Origin of the sequence: Mesorhizobium sp. M2A.F.Ca.ET.042.01.1.1, from assembly GCF_003997405.1 — a bacterium.
GTDB lineage: Bacteria > Pseudomonadota > Alphaproteobacteria > Rhizobiales > Rhizobiaceae > Mesorhizobium.
In genome coordinates this window covers 1-15852 of record NZ_RZRX01000147.1, presented here as the reverse complement: position 1 = coordinate 15852, position 15852 = coordinate 1, and the positions used below count along the sequence as shown (strand labels likewise).

At 64.4% G+C, this 15852-nt stretch carries 12 protein-coding genes; 5 read left to right on the top strand and 7 right to left on the bottom strand.

Going from position 1 to position 15852, the window contains the following annotated elements; translation table 11 throughout:
* On the bottom strand, nucleotides 1–1812 hold a 1812-nt coding region (locus EOA23_RS21390), incomplete at its 3' end, for an FAD-dependent oxidoreductase (RefSeq protein ID WP_145966453.1).
* A gap of 102 nt (nucleotides 1813–1914) precedes the next feature.
* A complete protein-coding gene (locus tag EOA23_RS21385; RefSeq protein WP_245474283.1) occupies nucleotides 1915–2502 on the bottom strand; it encodes an XRE family transcriptional regulator in 588 nt (195 codons plus the stop codon).
* Between the two features lie 236 nt (nucleotides 2503–2738).
* On the opposite strand from EOA23_RS21385, the gene EOA23_RS21380 reads away from it, so the two are divergent.
* Nucleotides 2739–3443, top strand: coding sequence for a nitroreductase (locus EOA23_RS21380; RefSeq protein ID WP_127305601.1), 705 nt, complete (start codon nucleotides 2739–2741; stop codon nucleotides 3441–3443).
* 7 nt (nucleotides 3444–3450) lie between these two features.
* Here the strand turns inward: EOA23_RS21380 and EOA23_RS21375 are convergent, their stop codons facing one another.
* The 5 genes from EOA23_RS21375 to EOA23_RS21355 form a co-directional block, all read right to left on the bottom strand.
* Nucleotides 3451–4833: an MFS transporter gene (locus tag EOA23_RS21375; protein WP_245474282.1), complete on the bottom strand. Its 1383-nt coding sequence runs from the start codon at nucleotides 4831–4833 to the stop codon at nucleotides 3451–3453.
* A 220-nt stretch (nucleotides 4834–5053) separates the two neighbouring features.
* Nucleotides 5054–5641 carry a sarcosine oxidase subunit gamma gene (locus EOA23_RS21370; RefSeq protein WP_127305602.1) on the bottom strand — a complete coding sequence of 196 codons (588 nt, stop codon included), beginning with the start codon at nucleotides 5639–5641 and terminating at the stop codon, nucleotides 5054–5056.
* A 7-nt stretch (nucleotides 5642–5648) separates the two neighbouring features.
* The gene (locus tag EOA23_RS21365) at nucleotides 5649–8642 is read right to left on the bottom strand and encodes a sarcosine oxidase subunit alpha (RefSeq protein WP_127305599.1); all 2994 of its coding nucleotides are present in this window, start codon (nucleotides 8640–8642) and stop codon (nucleotides 5649–5651) included.
* Nucleotides 8639–8932 (bottom strand): sarcosine oxidase subunit delta, encoded by a 294-nt coding sequence (locus EOA23_RS21360; RefSeq protein ID WP_126060255.1) that lies wholly within the window; start codon nucleotides 8930–8932, stop codon nucleotides 8639–8641. The genes EOA23_RS21365 and EOA23_RS21360 overlap by 4 nt, the downstream gene beginning before the upstream one ends.
* Nucleotides 8933–9001: 69 nt before the next feature.
* Nucleotides 9002–10261, bottom strand: coding sequence for a sarcosine oxidase subunit beta (locus EOA23_RS21355; protein ID WP_127305598.1), 1260 nt, complete (start codon nucleotides 10259–10261; stop codon nucleotides 9002–9004).
* 193 nt (nucleotides 10262–10454) lie between these two features.
* Between EOA23_RS21355 and EOA23_RS21350 the strand changes: the two genes are divergently transcribed.
* From EOA23_RS21350 to EOA23_RS21335, 4 genes are all read left to right on the top strand, one after another.
* Nucleotides 10455–12944 (top strand): mechanosensitive ion channel family protein, encoded by a 2490-nt coding sequence (locus tag EOA23_RS21350; RefSeq protein WP_127305597.1) that lies wholly within the window; start codon nucleotides 10455–10457, stop codon nucleotides 12942–12944.
* Between the two features lie 230 nt (nucleotides 12945–13174).
* Nucleotides 13175–13438 (top strand): hypothetical protein, encoded by a 264-nt coding sequence (locus tag EOA23_RS21345; RefSeq protein ID WP_042645040.1) that lies wholly within the window; start codon nucleotides 13175–13177, stop codon nucleotides 13436–13438.
* A 260-nt stretch (nucleotides 13439–13698) separates the two neighbouring features.
* The gene (locus EOA23_RS21340) at nucleotides 13699–15132 is read left to right on the top strand and encodes a UbiA family prenyltransferase (protein ID WP_127305596.1); all 1434 of its coding nucleotides are present in this window, start codon (nucleotides 13699–13701) and stop codon (nucleotides 15130–15132) included.
* Nucleotides 15132–15852 (top strand): FAD-binding oxidoreductase (locus tag EOA23_RS21335; protein ID WP_145966452.1); only part of this gene is annotated, 721 nt, incomplete at its 3' end. The genes EOA23_RS21340 and EOA23_RS21335, both read left to right, overlap by 1 nt.

Here is a 15852-nt window from a genome sequence, read left to right as displayed (position 1 = left end):
GGCCAGGATCTTGCGCGAATTCGGGCCGGCGAGGATCTGGGTCGAGTATTCCTCGGTGCGGTCGGTCAGCGTGAAGGCAGCGTCGGCGGGCATGCGCGACTTCAGCCATTCGAAATCGTGCCATTGCGCCACCGCGGCGGTGATCAGCGTCATCAGGTCTTCGCGGTGACGCACCACCGACATCTCCGTGACGATGCGGCCCTTGTCGTCCGCGAAATAGACAAGGCCGATGCGGCCGGGTTTTGGCACCAGGCCGGTGACCTGCAGCGCCAGCCAGTCGGCGGCGCCTGGACCTTCGAGGTTGAAGCGCGAGAAACCTGGCAGGTCGAGGATGCCGGCGGCGTCGCGCACGGCCAGGCATTCCTCACGCACGGCGCGGTGCCACGGCCCGTCGCGGCGGAAGGTGAGCGTCGCTTCCTCGGAGGTGTCGTCGCCGGGTCCAGCATACCAGGTGGCGCGTTCCCAGCCATTATAGGCGTCGAACTGGCCGCCCAGCGCCTTGATGCGCTCATGCAGCGGCGAAAGCTTGCGGTTGCGCCCCTCCGGCCAGGCATGGCGCGGGAACTGAATGGCGTATTCGTTACCGTAGATCTCCATGCCCTTGGCGACGCAATAATCGGGCGCCGAGGCGAAGGACGTGAAGCGGCGCGGGTCGCAAGACCACATGTCCCATTCCGTCTGGCCCTCCGTCACCCATTCGGCCAGCACCTTGCCGGCGCCGCCGCCTTGCGCGATGCCGAAGGTGAAGACGCAGGCCTCGAAGGCGTTCGGCACGCCGGGCATCGGCCCGATCAATGGGTTGCCGTCCGGTGCGTAGGGGATCGGCCCGTTGATCACCTTGGAAAGGCCGGCGGTGCCGAGGATCGGCACGCGGGCGACGGCGTCGGCGAGATAATGCTCGAGACGGTCGAGATCGTCGGGGAAGAGCTGGAAGGAAAAGTCCTCCGGCATCGGATCGTTGTGGGTTGCCCAATGCGCGCGGCAATTGCGCTCATAGGGGCCGAGATTCATGCCGCTCTTTTCCTGGCGCAGGTAGTAGGAGGTATCGACGTCGCGCAGCAGCGGCAGCTTGTGGCCCTGCTCCTTCGTCCAGGCGGCGAGCTCGGGGATCTCTTCGAACAAAATGTATTGATGGCTCATCACCATCATCGGCACCTCGCGGCCGAACATCTTTCCAACCTCGGCGGCGCGGTAGCCGGCGGCGTTGATGACGATCTCGCAGCGGATCTCGCCCTGCGGTGTCTCGACCACCCATTCGCCGTTCTCGCGGCGAACGCCGGTCACCGGGCAGAAGCGGATGATCCTGGCGCCCATGTCGCGCGCGCCCTTGGCCAGCGCCTGTGTCAGCTGCGCCGGGTCGATGTCGCCGTCGCTCGGATCGTAGAGCGCTCCCTTCAACTCATGCGTCTCGATGAAGGGGTAGCGTCGCTTGATCTCGTCGAGGCCGACCACGTCGATGTCCATGCCCTGGTAGCGGCCCATGCCCTTGGCGCGCTGGAATTCCTGCATGCGCTCCTTCGTATGGGCGAGCCGGAGCGAGCCGGTGACATGATAGTTCATCGGATAGTCGACCGCTTCGGCCAGGCCCCGGTAAAGCTCGGTCGAATAGCGCTGCATGTTCATCAGCGACCAGGACGACGAGAAGGTCGGCACATTGCCCGCGGCATGCCAGGTCGAGCCGGAGGTCAGCTCGTTCTTTTCCAGAAGCACGCAGTCGGTCCAGCCCGCCTTGCACAGGTGATAGAGCGATGAGCAGCCGACGACGCCGCCTCCGATGATCACCACGCGCGCCGTGGTCGGCAAACCGGCCATGTTTTTCTCCCCAAGTTCAAAGCGCGACATGTCGCGCTTTGCTTCCTTTGATGCATGCCGCTGCCCCAAAACCGCTGGACACTTTTGGGCGGCATGCAATGTTCAATATACCGGTGGTGAAACCACCCAGATCACCACAGCCGGCTCGGTGCCCGGATTGCGCCAGCGATAAGGCTTGCCCTCGAAGCGAAACGAGTCGCCTTCGCCAAGCCGATGCCAGACGCTCGCTATCTCGATGTCGAACAGTCCGGAGACGATGTATCCGGCCTCCTCGGTCGGCCGAAGTGCAGCGGCCTTCATCTCTGCGCCGGGCGCGAACACGGAGCGCACTACCTCGAAACTACCGCCGAGATCGGGCGACAGAAGCTCCTCCACCAGACCCGATTCGCTTGTGCCAAGCACGCGGCGCCGGCCGGCGCGCACGATCACCCCACGTTCTTCCTCAGCGGGCACCTCATGACTGAAGAACAGGCTGATCGGCACATCGAAGAGATCGGCGAAGGCCCGCAAGTCGCCGACCGAAGGCACCGAGAGGCCGCGCTCGACCTGGCTGACCCAACCAACCGAACGGCCCAACTTGAGCGCAATTTCACTGAGCGTGAGGCCGCGCGCTTTGCGGAGCGCGCGGATGTCGCCGGCCAGCAGCCGGTCGCCATTGTCCTGCTCAGATCTGGCCGTGGTCGAGCTCAAAAGCTTCTCGTGAAAAAAACCGGATAAATTTCATGAGAGGATAAAACCATGAAAAAATCAAGGAGATTTTCATAGGCCACAAGATTTGCTTGCGCGTTTTCGGCGGTTGATGCAAAGGCTCGCACACGAGCGGCGAGTGGGGCGCCCGGTCGGAGACCAATCTTAGTTTATAGTCTGCGGATGGTCGTCAAGGGAACCGGGTTGCGGGTTTCTGACCATGCCGAAAGGGACGACCCATGCTTGAGAAGAACATCCGGATCGCGTCGGATGCGGAGATCGTCGATGAGGCGATCACGTCGCGCCGGTCGGTGCGCGCTTTCCTGCCCGATATGGTCGATGACGATACGATCCGCGCGATCCTCGCGGTCGCCGCGCGCGCGCCGTCCGGCACCAACATGCAGCCCTGGCGCGTCTATGTGACCAAGGGCGAGGTCAAGCAGCGCATCAGCGACGCGATCCTCAACTCCGGCATCCGCGCCGAAAAGGCCGAGTGGGACGAGTATCGTTATTATCCTGATCAGTTCTTCGAACCCTATCTGACCCGTCGGCGCGCCAATGGCTTTGGCCTTTACGGCGCGCTGGGCATCGGCCGACGCGAGGTCGACAAGATGCGGGCGCAGCACGACCGCAACTTCATCTTCTTCGACGCGCCGGTCGGCATGATCTTCACGATCGACCGGAGACTGAACCAGGGCTCGTGGATCGATTACGGCATGTTCCTGCAGAACATCATGGTCGCTGCACGGGGCAGGGGACTGCATACCTGTCCGCAGGCGGCCTTCGCTCCCTACCATCGGCAGATCAGGCCGGTGCTCAACATTCCAGACGAAGAGATCGTCGTGTGCGGCATGGCGCTCGGCTATGAGGACACGTCCAAGCCCGAAAACGAGTTCCGCACCGACCGCGCGCCACTTGAGGACTGGGTGACCTTCGCGGAATAGTGCTGGCTTAATCGGTACTCATATGCGCGCCGTGGCCGCTGACATGGGCGCCGTCACGCGGCGTCAGCCGCAGGTAAGCCGACAGCGCGGAAAGCGTGATCAGCCCTTCGACGACGAACAGGATGCGATAGTCGTCGACGCTGGCCTTGCCGCCGCCGGCAAGCAGCGACAGCAGCGCGGCCGCAAGGCCGACGCTGATCGCCACCGCAAGCTGCCACAGAATGTAATAGAGCGCGCTGAAGCGGGCGAGCTGCTCCGGCGCGATGTCCGAATAGGAAAGATTGCCGGTCGAGGCCCATTGCACCGAGCGGAAGACGCCGAAAACAAAAATGTAGGCCAGCACGATCCAGGCCGGCAGGCTCTCCTGCATCAGGGCAAAGCCCGCGACCAGCAAGGCGACGATCGGGGTGTTGGTGACCAGCACGCGCCTGAAGCCGAAGCGGTTCAGAAGCCGTGGCATGAAGAAGCGCATGATCAGGGATCCGATCGCGGCGACGAAGGTCAGCGAGCCGGCTTGCACGGCGCTCATGCCGAAGCCGAGCTGGAACATCAACGGCAAGAGGAACACCACCGAGCTGAGGCCGATCGTGTCGAGGCTGCCGCCGGTGAGGAAGGAGATGCGGAAGGTGCGGATGCGCAGCAGGTTGAGGTCGAGCAGCGGGTTGCGGGCGCGCAGGCAGTAGAAGGCGGCAACCGCCAGGATGATGATCGCCAGGCCAAGCTCGATGCCGATCAGGCTGCCCGCGGCATCCTTCGCGGCAAGCGAGTCCATCCCGAAGATCAGAAGACCCATGCCGCTGCCCACGAGCAGGAAGCCCGGAAAATCGAACGGCGTGCGGACAGGCTTGGTCGTCGACGGAAACAGCGAGGCGGCCAGCAGCGCCGCGGTCAGCGCGATCGGGATGTTGATGTAGAAGATCCAGCGCCACGAGACATAGGTGGTGAGCGCGCCGCCCACCAGCGGTCCGACCAGCGGCCCGGACTGGCCGGCGAGCGAAATATACATGTTGATCTTGAGCGTGCGGTCGCGCGGGAAGCTCGACAGGATCACGACCTGGCCAAGCGTGCCCATCAGCGCGCCGCCGCAGCCCTGCAGGGCGCGCGAGCCGACCAGCATCCAGATGTTTTCCGAAAGGCCGCACAGCGCCGAGGCGGTAGCGAAGACGAGCAGGGCGAAGCAATAGACGTTGCGCAGGCCGAAGCGGTCGGCCAGCCAGCCGCCGAGCGGCATGGTGACGATGAGGCTTGCGACATAAACGGTGATCAAAAGGCCAAGCTGGCTTGGCGAGCGGTCAAGGCTCTCGCCGATGCCGGGCAGCGCCGTGACCACGACGTTCTGGTCCAGGCTGGTCATGAACACGCCGCAAGCGACGGTTGCCGGCAACAACATCGACGGACCCTCCGCCGGAGAAAAGCGGGTCGTGGCCGTCGCCGAAGTCTCAACAGTCATGGAAGGGTATGGTCGAACTGGTTGCCTGAGCGGACGTTTGCCTGGCAAACGCCCGTGATTCCTTAGCTATCGCGCCTGCTGGCCCGACCCTCAAGCAGCAGTTGTAGCCGTTCGTAGTGCCAGAGTTCTGGCCGACCAATCCGTGGTTCCGCCATGCCGGCTACTGCACCTCGTAGCCGACCTCTTCGCTGGCGTGGCACAAGGCCTTCCAGAACGAACGCGCGAAGGAGCGGAAGACGTAGATGTCGAACTGGTCGGCGCCTGTGCGCTGGATCTGGGCGAAAATGTCGTGATGATTGGTCGAACGGCCGGCACCGAGCGGGAAGGCCGGCAAGGCGAAGTCGATGGCAAAAAACTTCGCCATCACCCATTCGGCCTTCGGGCCGGCGATGCGGATCGCGGTGCGGCCATGCGACAGGTCCGTGAGCGTGCCGATGGCCGGCGTGATGACGCCGGCGAAGGCCGCAGCCAGTCCTTCGGCTTCGTCGACCACGGTGAATTTCCCCGGCGCGAAGCCGAAGGCGGCGCGGGCGCCGCTGTTCACGCCGCCGCCGGCGCCGTCAGGCAGAGTGAGACCGGTGACCTTGCGGATGATCTCGATCAGTCGCTTCTCTTCGCCCGGCCAGGCGGCAAGCTGCAGGATCGAGCCCGGCCGCGTCTCGGACAGGATGACATCAACGCCATGTTCGAAATTGCCGTGCGAACCCGGATGGTAGTCCGGCTCGAGCGGCGACTGGCGCTCGGGCAATTGCTGCTCAGCCATGCATGCGGCTCCCGTCCGGGTCGTAGAAATGGTTGGAGACGATCTCGACCGGCCCGAACCGGTTGCGCAGCGGATCCGAGACGAAGGCGCGGGTCCCGTGCCGCGCCTTGCCGCCCTTGACCAGCGCCAGGGCGATATATTTGCCGAGAGCCGGCGAATAGCAGCAGGCGGTGATATGGCCGATCGAATCGTGCGGATTGGCTTCGTCCAGTTCCTCGACGATATGTCCGCCGCCGTTGAGGGCCCGGTTGTCGAGGGCGATCAGCCCGACCAGCTCGAGCCGGTCCGGGGCGATCAGGCCTTCGCGGTCCATCATGGCCGAGCCGATGAAGGGCTTCTTCTTCGACAGCATCCAGTCGAGATGGAGGTCGCGCGCCGTGGTGCGGCCGTCGATCTCGGCGCCGGTGACATGGCCCTTCTCGATGCGCATCGTGCCCAGCGCCTCGAGCCCGTAGGTGACAAGGCCAAAAGGCTTGCCGGCCTCGATCAGCGCTTCCCAGACGCGGGTGCCGTAGCCGGCGCCGGAATAGACCTCGAACGCCATTTCGCCGGAGAAGGACAGGCGGCAGATCATCACCGGCACGCCGGCGATCCGGCCATGCACGATGCCCATGAAGGGCAGGGTGGCGTTGTCGACGGCAGTGCCGGTGACGCAAGCGGCAAGGATGGAGCGCGCGTTTGGGCCGCCGATCGCGGCCCCCGCCCATTCGTCGGTGACGGAGGTGACGGTGACCTTCAGCTCCGGCCAGATGACGTCGAGGAAATATTCCAGATGCTGCATCACCTTGCCGGCATTGGCGGTGGTGGTGGTCATCAGGAAATCCTGCTCGCCGAGCCGCCAGGTGGTGCCGTCGTCGAAGGCAAGACCGTCCTCGCGCAACATCAGGCCGTAGCGCGCCTTGCCGACGGCCAAAGTGGAAAACATGTTGGTGTAGACGCGGTCGAGGAACTCGGCCGCGTCGGGTCCCTGCACGGCGATCTTGCCCAGTGTCGAGACATCGACGATGCCAGCGCTGTCGCGCGTGGCTCTTGCTTCCCGCACATAGGCCTGCTCGACCGTCTCGCCGGGGAGGCCGTAGATCATCGGGCGGTACCAGAGGCCGGCCGAATACATCCTTGCGCCATTGGCGATGTGCCAGTCATGCATCGGGGTCAGCCGCTCGGGCTTGAGGTCGCCGAAGCGCTCTGCCGCCAGCGAGCCGATCGACACCGCCGTGTAAGGCGGGCGGAAGCGCGTCGTGCCGACTTCGGGAATCGGCTTGCCGAGCGCCTCGGCCATGATGGCGAGACCCGGCACGTTGGAATTCTTGCCCTGATCGGTCGCCATGCCGAGCGTGGTGTAGCGCTTCAGATGCTCGACCGAGACAAAGCCCTCGCGATGCGCCAGCCGCACGTCCTCGGCGGTGACGTCGTGCTGGAAGTCGACAAAGCTCTTGCCCTTGGCCCTGATCTCGAAGACCGGAGCCGGATCGGGATCGCCAGGAGCCGCCTCGACGACGGGCAGGGGAGCGGATGAAGCCGTACCGCCAGCCGCCTGGAGACCGGCGGCGCGACCTTCCGCGATTGCCTCCGCTGTCGAAAAACTGCCGGTGAAGGCGCCGGCGCCGATCCAGCGCTGCGTCGGCTTCGGCGGCAGGAAAGCTTGCCTGGCAGGGTCCCACTCGGCTTTCGCGCCGGCCTGGCTGGCGAGGTGGATGGTCGGCGACCAGCCGCCCGACATCAGAAGGCTGTCGGCATGGATGCTGCGCTCGTCGCCGCTGAGCGAACCGCTCATGGCGTCGAAGCGTTGCACCTTGAGGCCGGTGAGCGCCTTGCCGCCCTCGGTCGCGACCACGGCGTGACCGGCAAGCAGCTCAGCTTCCGCATCGCTCGCCAGCCGGCGCATCTCGTTCGAGATATCGCTGCGGACATCGATGATGGCGACCACCGCAGCGCCAGCCTTCTTCAGGGCGACGGCCGAGCGGTAGGCGCTGTCGTTGTTGGTGAAGAGCGCGACGCGCTGTCCAGGCAGCACGCCATATTCGTTGACATAGCGCCCGGCGGCGTGCGCGAGCATCACGCCTGGGCGGTCATTGCCCGGGAACACCAGCGGCCGTTCGAAGGAGCCGGTGGCGAGCACCACCGTGCCCGCGCGGATCGCCCAGTAGCGCTGGCGCGGCTCGCCCTTGGCGGCCACTTCCTTGTGGTCGGTCACCCGTTCAAGCGCGGCAAGCGTGTTGCCGTCGTAATAGCCCCACACCATCGTGCGCGGCAAAAGCCGCACATTGTCGTTGCCTGCGAGCTGCGCAGCCATACGCTGGGCCCAGTCGGCGGCAGGCATGCCGTCGATGGTTTCGCCCGACCAGTTGGCGGAGCCGCCAAAATGGGCTTCGAGATCGGCGAGGATGACCCGGGCTCCCTGGTCGGCGGCGGCCTTCGCCGCCATCAGGCCGGCCGGACCGGAGCCGACGACCAGCACGTCGCAGAAAGCGTTCATGCGTTCGTAGCGCGCCGGGTCGGGAGCGGTGCCCGCCTTGCCGAGACCGGCGGCGCGGCGGATGAAATGCTCGCAGAACATCCAGAAGCGCGTGCCCTTCAGCGGACCGATCACCGGTCCCATGAAGGTCTTGTAGTAGAAGCCGGCCGACAGGATCTTGCCGCCAAGCTGGTTGATGGCGCCGATGTCCCAGGCGAGCGACGGCGTGCGGTTCTGGCTGACCGCGACGAGCCCGTCATAGATCTCGACCATGGTGGCCGGGATGTTGGGCTCGCGCACTTCGCCGCGCAGTACCGTCACCAGCGCGTTAGGTTCCTCGACGCCGGCGGAGAGCAGGCCGCGTGGGCGATGGTATTTGAACGAACGGCCGAACAGCGTCACGCCGTTGGCGAGCAGCGCCGAGGCCAGCGTGTCGCCGGCATGACCGGTGTAAGGCGCGCCGTCGAAGGTGAAGCGGATGGTGCGCAGCCGGTCGATGCGGCCGCCGGTCTCCGTGCGGCGCGGGCTCACGAGCGGCCCTCCGCCTTGTTGTCGGCAGATTTGTGGCCGCCACGCGCGAAGGCCGTGCTCAGGATCTCATGCGTGATGGTGTTGCGCACGACCCTCAGATGCGCACGGCAACCGCCGGAATGCTGCCAGATCTCATTGTGGTCGCCGGCCGGATTGAGCCGGTCGTAGACATAGGCGTTCCAGGCGTCGAGGTCTTGCGAGGCCGGCTGCGGCCGCTTGCGGTGGCCGTCGCCCTGATAGGTGAATTCAATGACGTCGCGCGGCCCGCAATAGGGACAGGTGATCAGCATTTTCTGGTATCTTCTTGTTCAGCCATGATCTTTTCAAAAACCGGTTCCCACTTTTTGGGATCATGGTTCCTAATGCAGGCGCGGGTTCGCGCCCTGGCCTTTGTCGTCGATGATCAAGCCGCGATAGAAGCGGTCGAGCGTGAAGGGCGCGTTGAACTCGTGCGGCTCGTCCTTGGCGATGGTATAGGCAAAGCACCAGCCCGAGGCCGGCGTCGCCTTGAAGCCGCCGTAGCACCAGCCGCAATTGAGATACATGCCCGGCAGCGGGCCGGCGGTGATGATCGGCGAGCCGTCCATCGTCATGTCGCACAGCCCGCCCCAAGAGCGCAGCATGCGTACCCGTGCGAGACCCGGGAACAGCGCCAGCATCTCGCTCATCACCTCATCGACGATCGGCAGGCTGCCGCGCTGGGCGTAGCTGTTGTAGCCGTCGAGGTCGCCGCCATAGACGAGGCCGCCCTTGTCGGACTGCGAAATGTAGAAGTGGCCCATGCCGAAGGTGAGAACGGTGTCGATGACCGGCTTCAGCGATTCCGAAACGAAGGCCTGCAGAACGTGGCTTTCGATCGGCATGTGCGAAATGCCGGCAAGCTGCATGACCTGGCCGGTGCTGCCGGCAACCGCAAGCGCGACCTTCCTGGCGCGGATTTCACCGCGCGTCGTCGAAACGCCGGTGATGCGGCCGCCGTCGCGGAGGAAGCCAGTGACCTCGCAATTCTCGATGATGTCGACGCCGCGCCGGTCGGCGCCGCGCGCATAGCCCCAGGCGACCGCGTCGTGACGGGCGGTGCCGGCGCGCGGCTGCATCAGCCCGCCAAGCACCGGGAAGCGCGCCGAACCCGAGACCTCCAGCGCCGGCACGAGCCGCTTGATCTGCTCGACATTCATCAGTTCGGCATCGACGCCGAGATGGCGCATGGCGTTGCCGCGCCTCGCATAATCGTCGAGCTGGGCAGGCGTATGCGCAAGGTTCAGGCAGCCGCGCTGCGAGAACATGACGTTGTAGTTGAGGTCGTGCGAGAGGTTTTCCCACAGCTTCATCGAATGTTCGTAGAAGCGGGTGTTCTGCGGCAAGAGATAGTTGGAGCGCACGGCTGTGGTGTTGCGTCCGACATTGCCGGAGCCGAGCCAGCCTTTTTCCAGCACGGCGACATTGGTGATGCCGTGTTCCTTGGCAAGGTAATAGGCGGTTGAGAGGCCGTGCCCGCCGCCGCCGATGACGATCACATCGTAGGAAGCCTTGGGGTCAGGCTTGCGCCAGGCGGGCTTCCAATCCTTGTTGCCGGCCAGCGCATTCTTGAGCAGCGAAAAGGCTGAATATTCCGCCATTCTTCCTATCGTCCTTATGATGCGAGGCGGCAGACTATAGAGCAGGCGGGAAGCGCAAAGCCAAGATTGCGCCATCGCTTTTCGACAGGCCGACTCCGCTCGACGCGACCGGGACGGCTTGCCGCCCGATAGGCCGGTCTTTATCAAGGGCGGAAATTTCGAGGATTTTCGGCCGCGAGTCGCCAACAAAGCCATGTTTTTCCGCCTGCTACGCCTGATTCTGGTCGTCATCGTCGCTGTCTTCGGGCAGCCGGTGTTCGACGCCTCGGCGCAGGCGATCGGCCACGGCTCGGCGCAACTCATCGCCGATCAGACCAAGGTCATCCAGGACCTGACGGCCAAGACGGACGGGCTGGAGAAGAGACTGGGCGACCCCGACCAGGACGATGCGGGACTGGTCGATATTCGCCTGCAGCTCGAAGACATCTCGCGGGCGGCGCTGACCAGCGCGCTGGCATTCCGCCAGCGCCTCAACGATATCAACGCCCGCGTCGAAGTGCTTGGGCCGCCTCCGGCACAGGGGCAGCCACCCGAGCCGGCGATCGTCAGCAACGAGCGCAGCGCGCTTGTCTCGGAGAAGGCCGAGATCAACTCGGTCGTCGCCAGCGCGCAGAATCTGTCGGTCCGCGTCAACGGGCTGGTCGACAAGATCTCAGTGATGCGCAGCGAGCTTTTCCGCAGCGTCATCACCAAACATTATGATCTGAACGACGCGCTGAGCCCGCAGGCCTTTTCCGACGCGCATGACCAGATCTCGGGTCTTTACAAGGCGGTGTCGTCCTGGCTGAGCTTCGCCCTCAAATTCAAGTTCCAGGCGATCCTTGCCGCGACGCTGATGGCGCTGGCGCTGGCGGCCGTGCTCCTGATCGGCGGCAGGCGCTTGTTCGGCCGCATCTTCGAGGCCGACCCAACCGTCGAGGAGCCGTCCTATCTCAGCCGGCTGTCGGTCGCCTTCTGGTCGACGCTGCTGCCGACCCTGGCGCTCGGCGTCTTCTTCGCCTCGGCCGTGTTCTTCTTCAACTATTACAATGTGCTGCGAGGAGACATCGGCACGTTCCTCAACGCCTTGCTGACGGTGATCGGCATGGTGTTCTGCGTCAACCGGCTGACCAACGCCGCGCTTGAGCCGCGCCTGCCCAACTGGCGCCTGATCCCGGTCGCGACTGGGCCGGCGCGCTGGCTCGTCGGGTTGACGACCGCGATGGCCCTGGTGCTCGGCTTGAATTACTTCCTGTCGGTCGTCAACGAGAAGATGGGCTCGCCGCTTTCGCTGACGATCGCCAGGAGCTTCATCGCAACCATCATCATCGGCGTCATCCTGATCCTGATGGGATGGTTGAAGCCTTTCAAGGCGCAGGACGGCTCATGGCGTCCCTGGCCGGCCTGGCTTCGTTTCCTTGCCGTCGGGCTCGGCCTGTTCACCATTGCCGCGGCACTGCTCGGCTATATCGGCCTGTCGCTTTTCGTCGCGTTCCAGGTCGTGGTGACCGGGACCGTCCTGGTGACGGCCTATATCGGCTTCCTTTCGGCGCGCGCGATCGGCGAGGAGGGAGGCTTCGCCGACACTTCGGTCGGGCGCTGGCTTTCGGAAAATTCAAGCTACGAGGATACCGCGCTCGACCAGCTCGGGCTGGTGGTCAGCATCGCCATCAACCTGATGATCGTCGTGGTGTTCCTGCCGCTGATCCTGTTGATGTGGGGATTCCAGCCCGGCGATATCGAGGCCTGGGCCTATAAGCTGGCGACCGGCGTCTCGATCGGGTCGGTGACCATCTCCTTCCTAGGCATCCTCAGCGGCATCGTCGTCTTCGCCATCGGCTATTTCCTGACGCGCTGGTTCCAGGGCTGGCTGGACGGCTCGGTAATGGCGCGCGGCAAGGTCGATGCTGGCGTGCGCAACTCGATCCGCCTCGGCGTCGGCTATGCCGGCGTGGCGATTGCCGGCCTCGTCGGCATCTCGGCGGCCGGCATCGATCTTTCCAACCTGGCGCTGGTCGCCGGCGCCCTTTCGCTCGGCATCGGCTTCGGCCTGCAGAATGTCGTCTCGAATTTCGTCTCGGGCCTCATCCTGCTTGCTGAACGGCCGTTCAAGGTCGGCGACTGGATCGTCGCCGGCGATGTCAGCGGCACGGTGCGCAAGATCAGCGTGCGCGCCACCGAGATCGAGACCTTCCAGCGGCAGTCGGTGATCCTGCCCAATTCGAACCTCATCAACAATGCGGTCGGCAACTGGACGCATCGTAACAAGCTGGGGCGGGTCGAAATCAAGGTCGGCGTCGCCTATGGCAGCGACGTGCGGCGCGTCCATGCCATCCTGCTAAATATTGCCCGCGCCCATCCGATGGTGCTGAAGAATCCGGAGCCGTTCGTCCTCTTCGCCAATTTCGGGGCTGCCGCGCTCGAGTTCGAAATTCGCGTCTTCGTTGCCGACATCATGAACAGCAGCGTCGTGCAGAACGATATTCGTTTCGCCATCTTCGATATTTTCGAGGACGAGCGGATCGAAATCCCGTCGACGCCGCGCGCCGTGGTCGAGACGAACAAGCACGAAGCCTGGCCTATCGACGACGACAAGATCGAAGCCGAATTTGCCGAGCGCCAGAGGCTGGAGGAGGAAGCCGCGGCCGAGCGGGAACGGCTTGCCAAGATGAAGCGAAGGGGCCGCAAGCCCGACCCGGGCTAAGGTGTATCGATATCCGGGTGAGGCCGGTCTGCAAATCGCGGCTTCCTGCGCGCCCCTCTTGGACGCCGATGCCCGAAGGTCGACCCATCTTCGGTGCAGCCGAAACCGATTGTGGCATGAATGCGGCATTCAGTTGCGGTTCAGGTAACATCTCATATAAGCTTCGATGCAAAGGGCGAGAATGCCTTGCAAATTTGAACAGAGGCGGTGTGTGAAACACCGGAAATGCAATGTGGAAGTCTGTCGTTGCCGCCATTGCTTTGCTGGCCTTGGGCGGTTCGGCTTTCGCGGCCAGCGCGATCAACAGGGACGCCCAGACGCGGACCCTGGTGGTGACCGAAGGCGGCGCCAAGAGCGAGCTGACGCTCGGTGCCGGCGAGACGGTGGAGTTCTGCTCGAACGGCTGCTTCGTCACCCTGCCCAATGGTGACCTCGAAGCCCTGACCGGTTCGGAAACGGTCGAAATTTCGGGCGGGACCGCCCGCATCAAGTAACGCGCCACGGATTGGCGCGGCAAGATTGGCAAAGGCCGGACCGATGTCCGGCCTTTTATCGTTTCTGGTAGCCGACGCTTAACGATGACGCCCGAAAAACCGGCATGACCATTCCCTGCAACCGCACGTTTTAACGTTCGCTGCGTCATCCCCGGCTATATCTGCCCCCAAGGACGCCGGCACACGGCGTGGGTTGAATTGGCGCGTGGTCCTTTCCGTATTTGGAGTTTCGGGATCCTGCGCTCGATCGGGGCAGGACAATGGACGCGAGGTCGGACAGGAACGCAATTCCGCTTGCGGTTGATCTCGACGGCACGTTGGTTGCAACGGACCTTCTGTGGGAAGGCCTGTTCATCCTCCTCAAGAAGAACCCGCTCTATTTCTTTCTGCTGCCGCTCTGGCTGACCGGCGGTCCGGCGCGGCTTAAGCAGGAAATATCCCTGCGCGTCGACATCGACCCGGCCTCGCTGCCTTACCGTCAGGAATTGATCGACCGTTTGCGCGCCGAGCATCGGGAGGGCCGCGTGATCGTGCTGGCGACCGGAACTCCCCGCAAGTTTGCGGAAGCCATCGCGGCGCATCTCGGCATTTTCGATCGCGTGCTGGCGACCGACGGCCCGCATAACATGACCTCGGGCCGCAAGTGCTCCGCTCTGGTCGCCGCCTATGGCGATGCGGGCTTCGATTACGCCGGCAACAGCCGCCACGACCTCAAGGTCTTCGACGCCGCGCGCAATGCGCTGGTGGTGGCGCCCGACCGCAGCGCCCGGCGCTGGCAGGCGGCGCATCAGGCCGAGGCGATGCCGGCGCCGAAGCCGACGCTGAGAACCTATATCAAGATGCTGCGCATGCATCAGTGGCTGAAGAACGCACTGATCGCCGTGCCGATGGTGCTGTCGCACGAATATTTCAATCCGAACATGATCTGGGAATGCCTGCTGGCGTTCGTGTCCTTCAGCGCCGTGGCGTCCGCCATCTACATCCTCAACGATTTCTTCGACCTGGCGCTCGACCGCAAGCATCCGACCAAGCGCAGCCGGCCTTTCGCCAGCGGCGCATTGTCCATTCCGTTCGGCATGGGCGCGATCGCGGCGCTGCTTGCGATCGGCATCGCCGCTGGCCTGTTCCTGCCGATCGAATTCCTTGGCGTGCTTGCCGGCTATCTGGTCGTCACCTCCGCCTATTCGCTGTCGTTCAAGCGCATGCTTCTGGTCGACGTGCTGACGCTTGCCGGCCTCTACACGATCCGCGTGCTGGCGGGCGCGGCCGCCACCGGCGTCGACGTTTCCTTCTGGCTGCTTGCCTTCTCGATCTTCTTCTTCCTGTCGCTGGCGCTGGTGAAGCGCTTCGTCGAACTGCGCACCACCGCCATTCCGCCGGGCGAGCGCATCGCCGGCCGCGGCTATCGCACCGAGGACCAGGAGATCGTCGCCCAGGCCGGCATGGCGTCGGCCTTCTCCTCGGCGCTGGTGCTCGCGCTCTATATGGACAGCCCGGCGGTGCGCGAGCTTTACCCGCATCCCTGGCTGATATGGCCGCTGGCGCCGATCGTGCTCTACCTGACGATGCGCGTCTGGATCCTGGCCCGGCGCGACGAGATGCATGACGACCCGGTCGTCTTCATCATCCGTGACTGGCGCAGCCAGATCGTCGTCGCGATCGGCGCGGTCTTCCTCGTCGCCGGAGGCTGGTGATGGGGCAGGAGCGCTTCGGCAGCTTCGGACTGGCGACCCCATCGGCGCGCAAGGCGATGCCAGTGGATGAGGCCATCGCCTTGCTGAAGCGCGGCGAGGCGAAAGCCGGATCGCTGCTCGCCTACGGCAATGGCCGCTCCTATGGCGACAGTTGCCAGAACGATGCCGGCATGGTGGTCGACATGCGGCCGCTCAACCGCATCCATTCCTTCAACGCCGAGACCGGCGTGCTCGAAGCCGATGCCGGCACGCTGCTTTGCGACATCATCGCCTATGCCGCTCCCTACGGCTTCTTTCCGGCCGTTGTTCCGGGCACGCAGTTCGTGACGCTGGGCGGCGCGATCGCCAACGACGTCCATGGCAAGAACCACCATCGGCGCGGCACCTTTGGCTGTCATGTCGAGGCCCTCACGCTGCTGCGGTCCGACGGCCGGACCTATCGCTGCTCGCAGACCGACAATGTCCGCCTGTTCGGGGCGACGATCGGCGGCATGGGCCTGACCGGGCTGATCCTGTCGGCATCGATCAAGCTTCTGCGCGTGCCGTCGCTCGACATCACGGAGAAGGCGACGCGGTTTCGCGATCTCGGCGAATTCTTCGATCTTGCCGAGGCGGCGGACCAGGCTAACGAATATGCCGTCGCCTGGATCGACCAGCTTGCCGGCGGCCATGGGCGCGGGCGCGGCCTTTTGTTCACCGGCAACCATGCCGAACACGGCT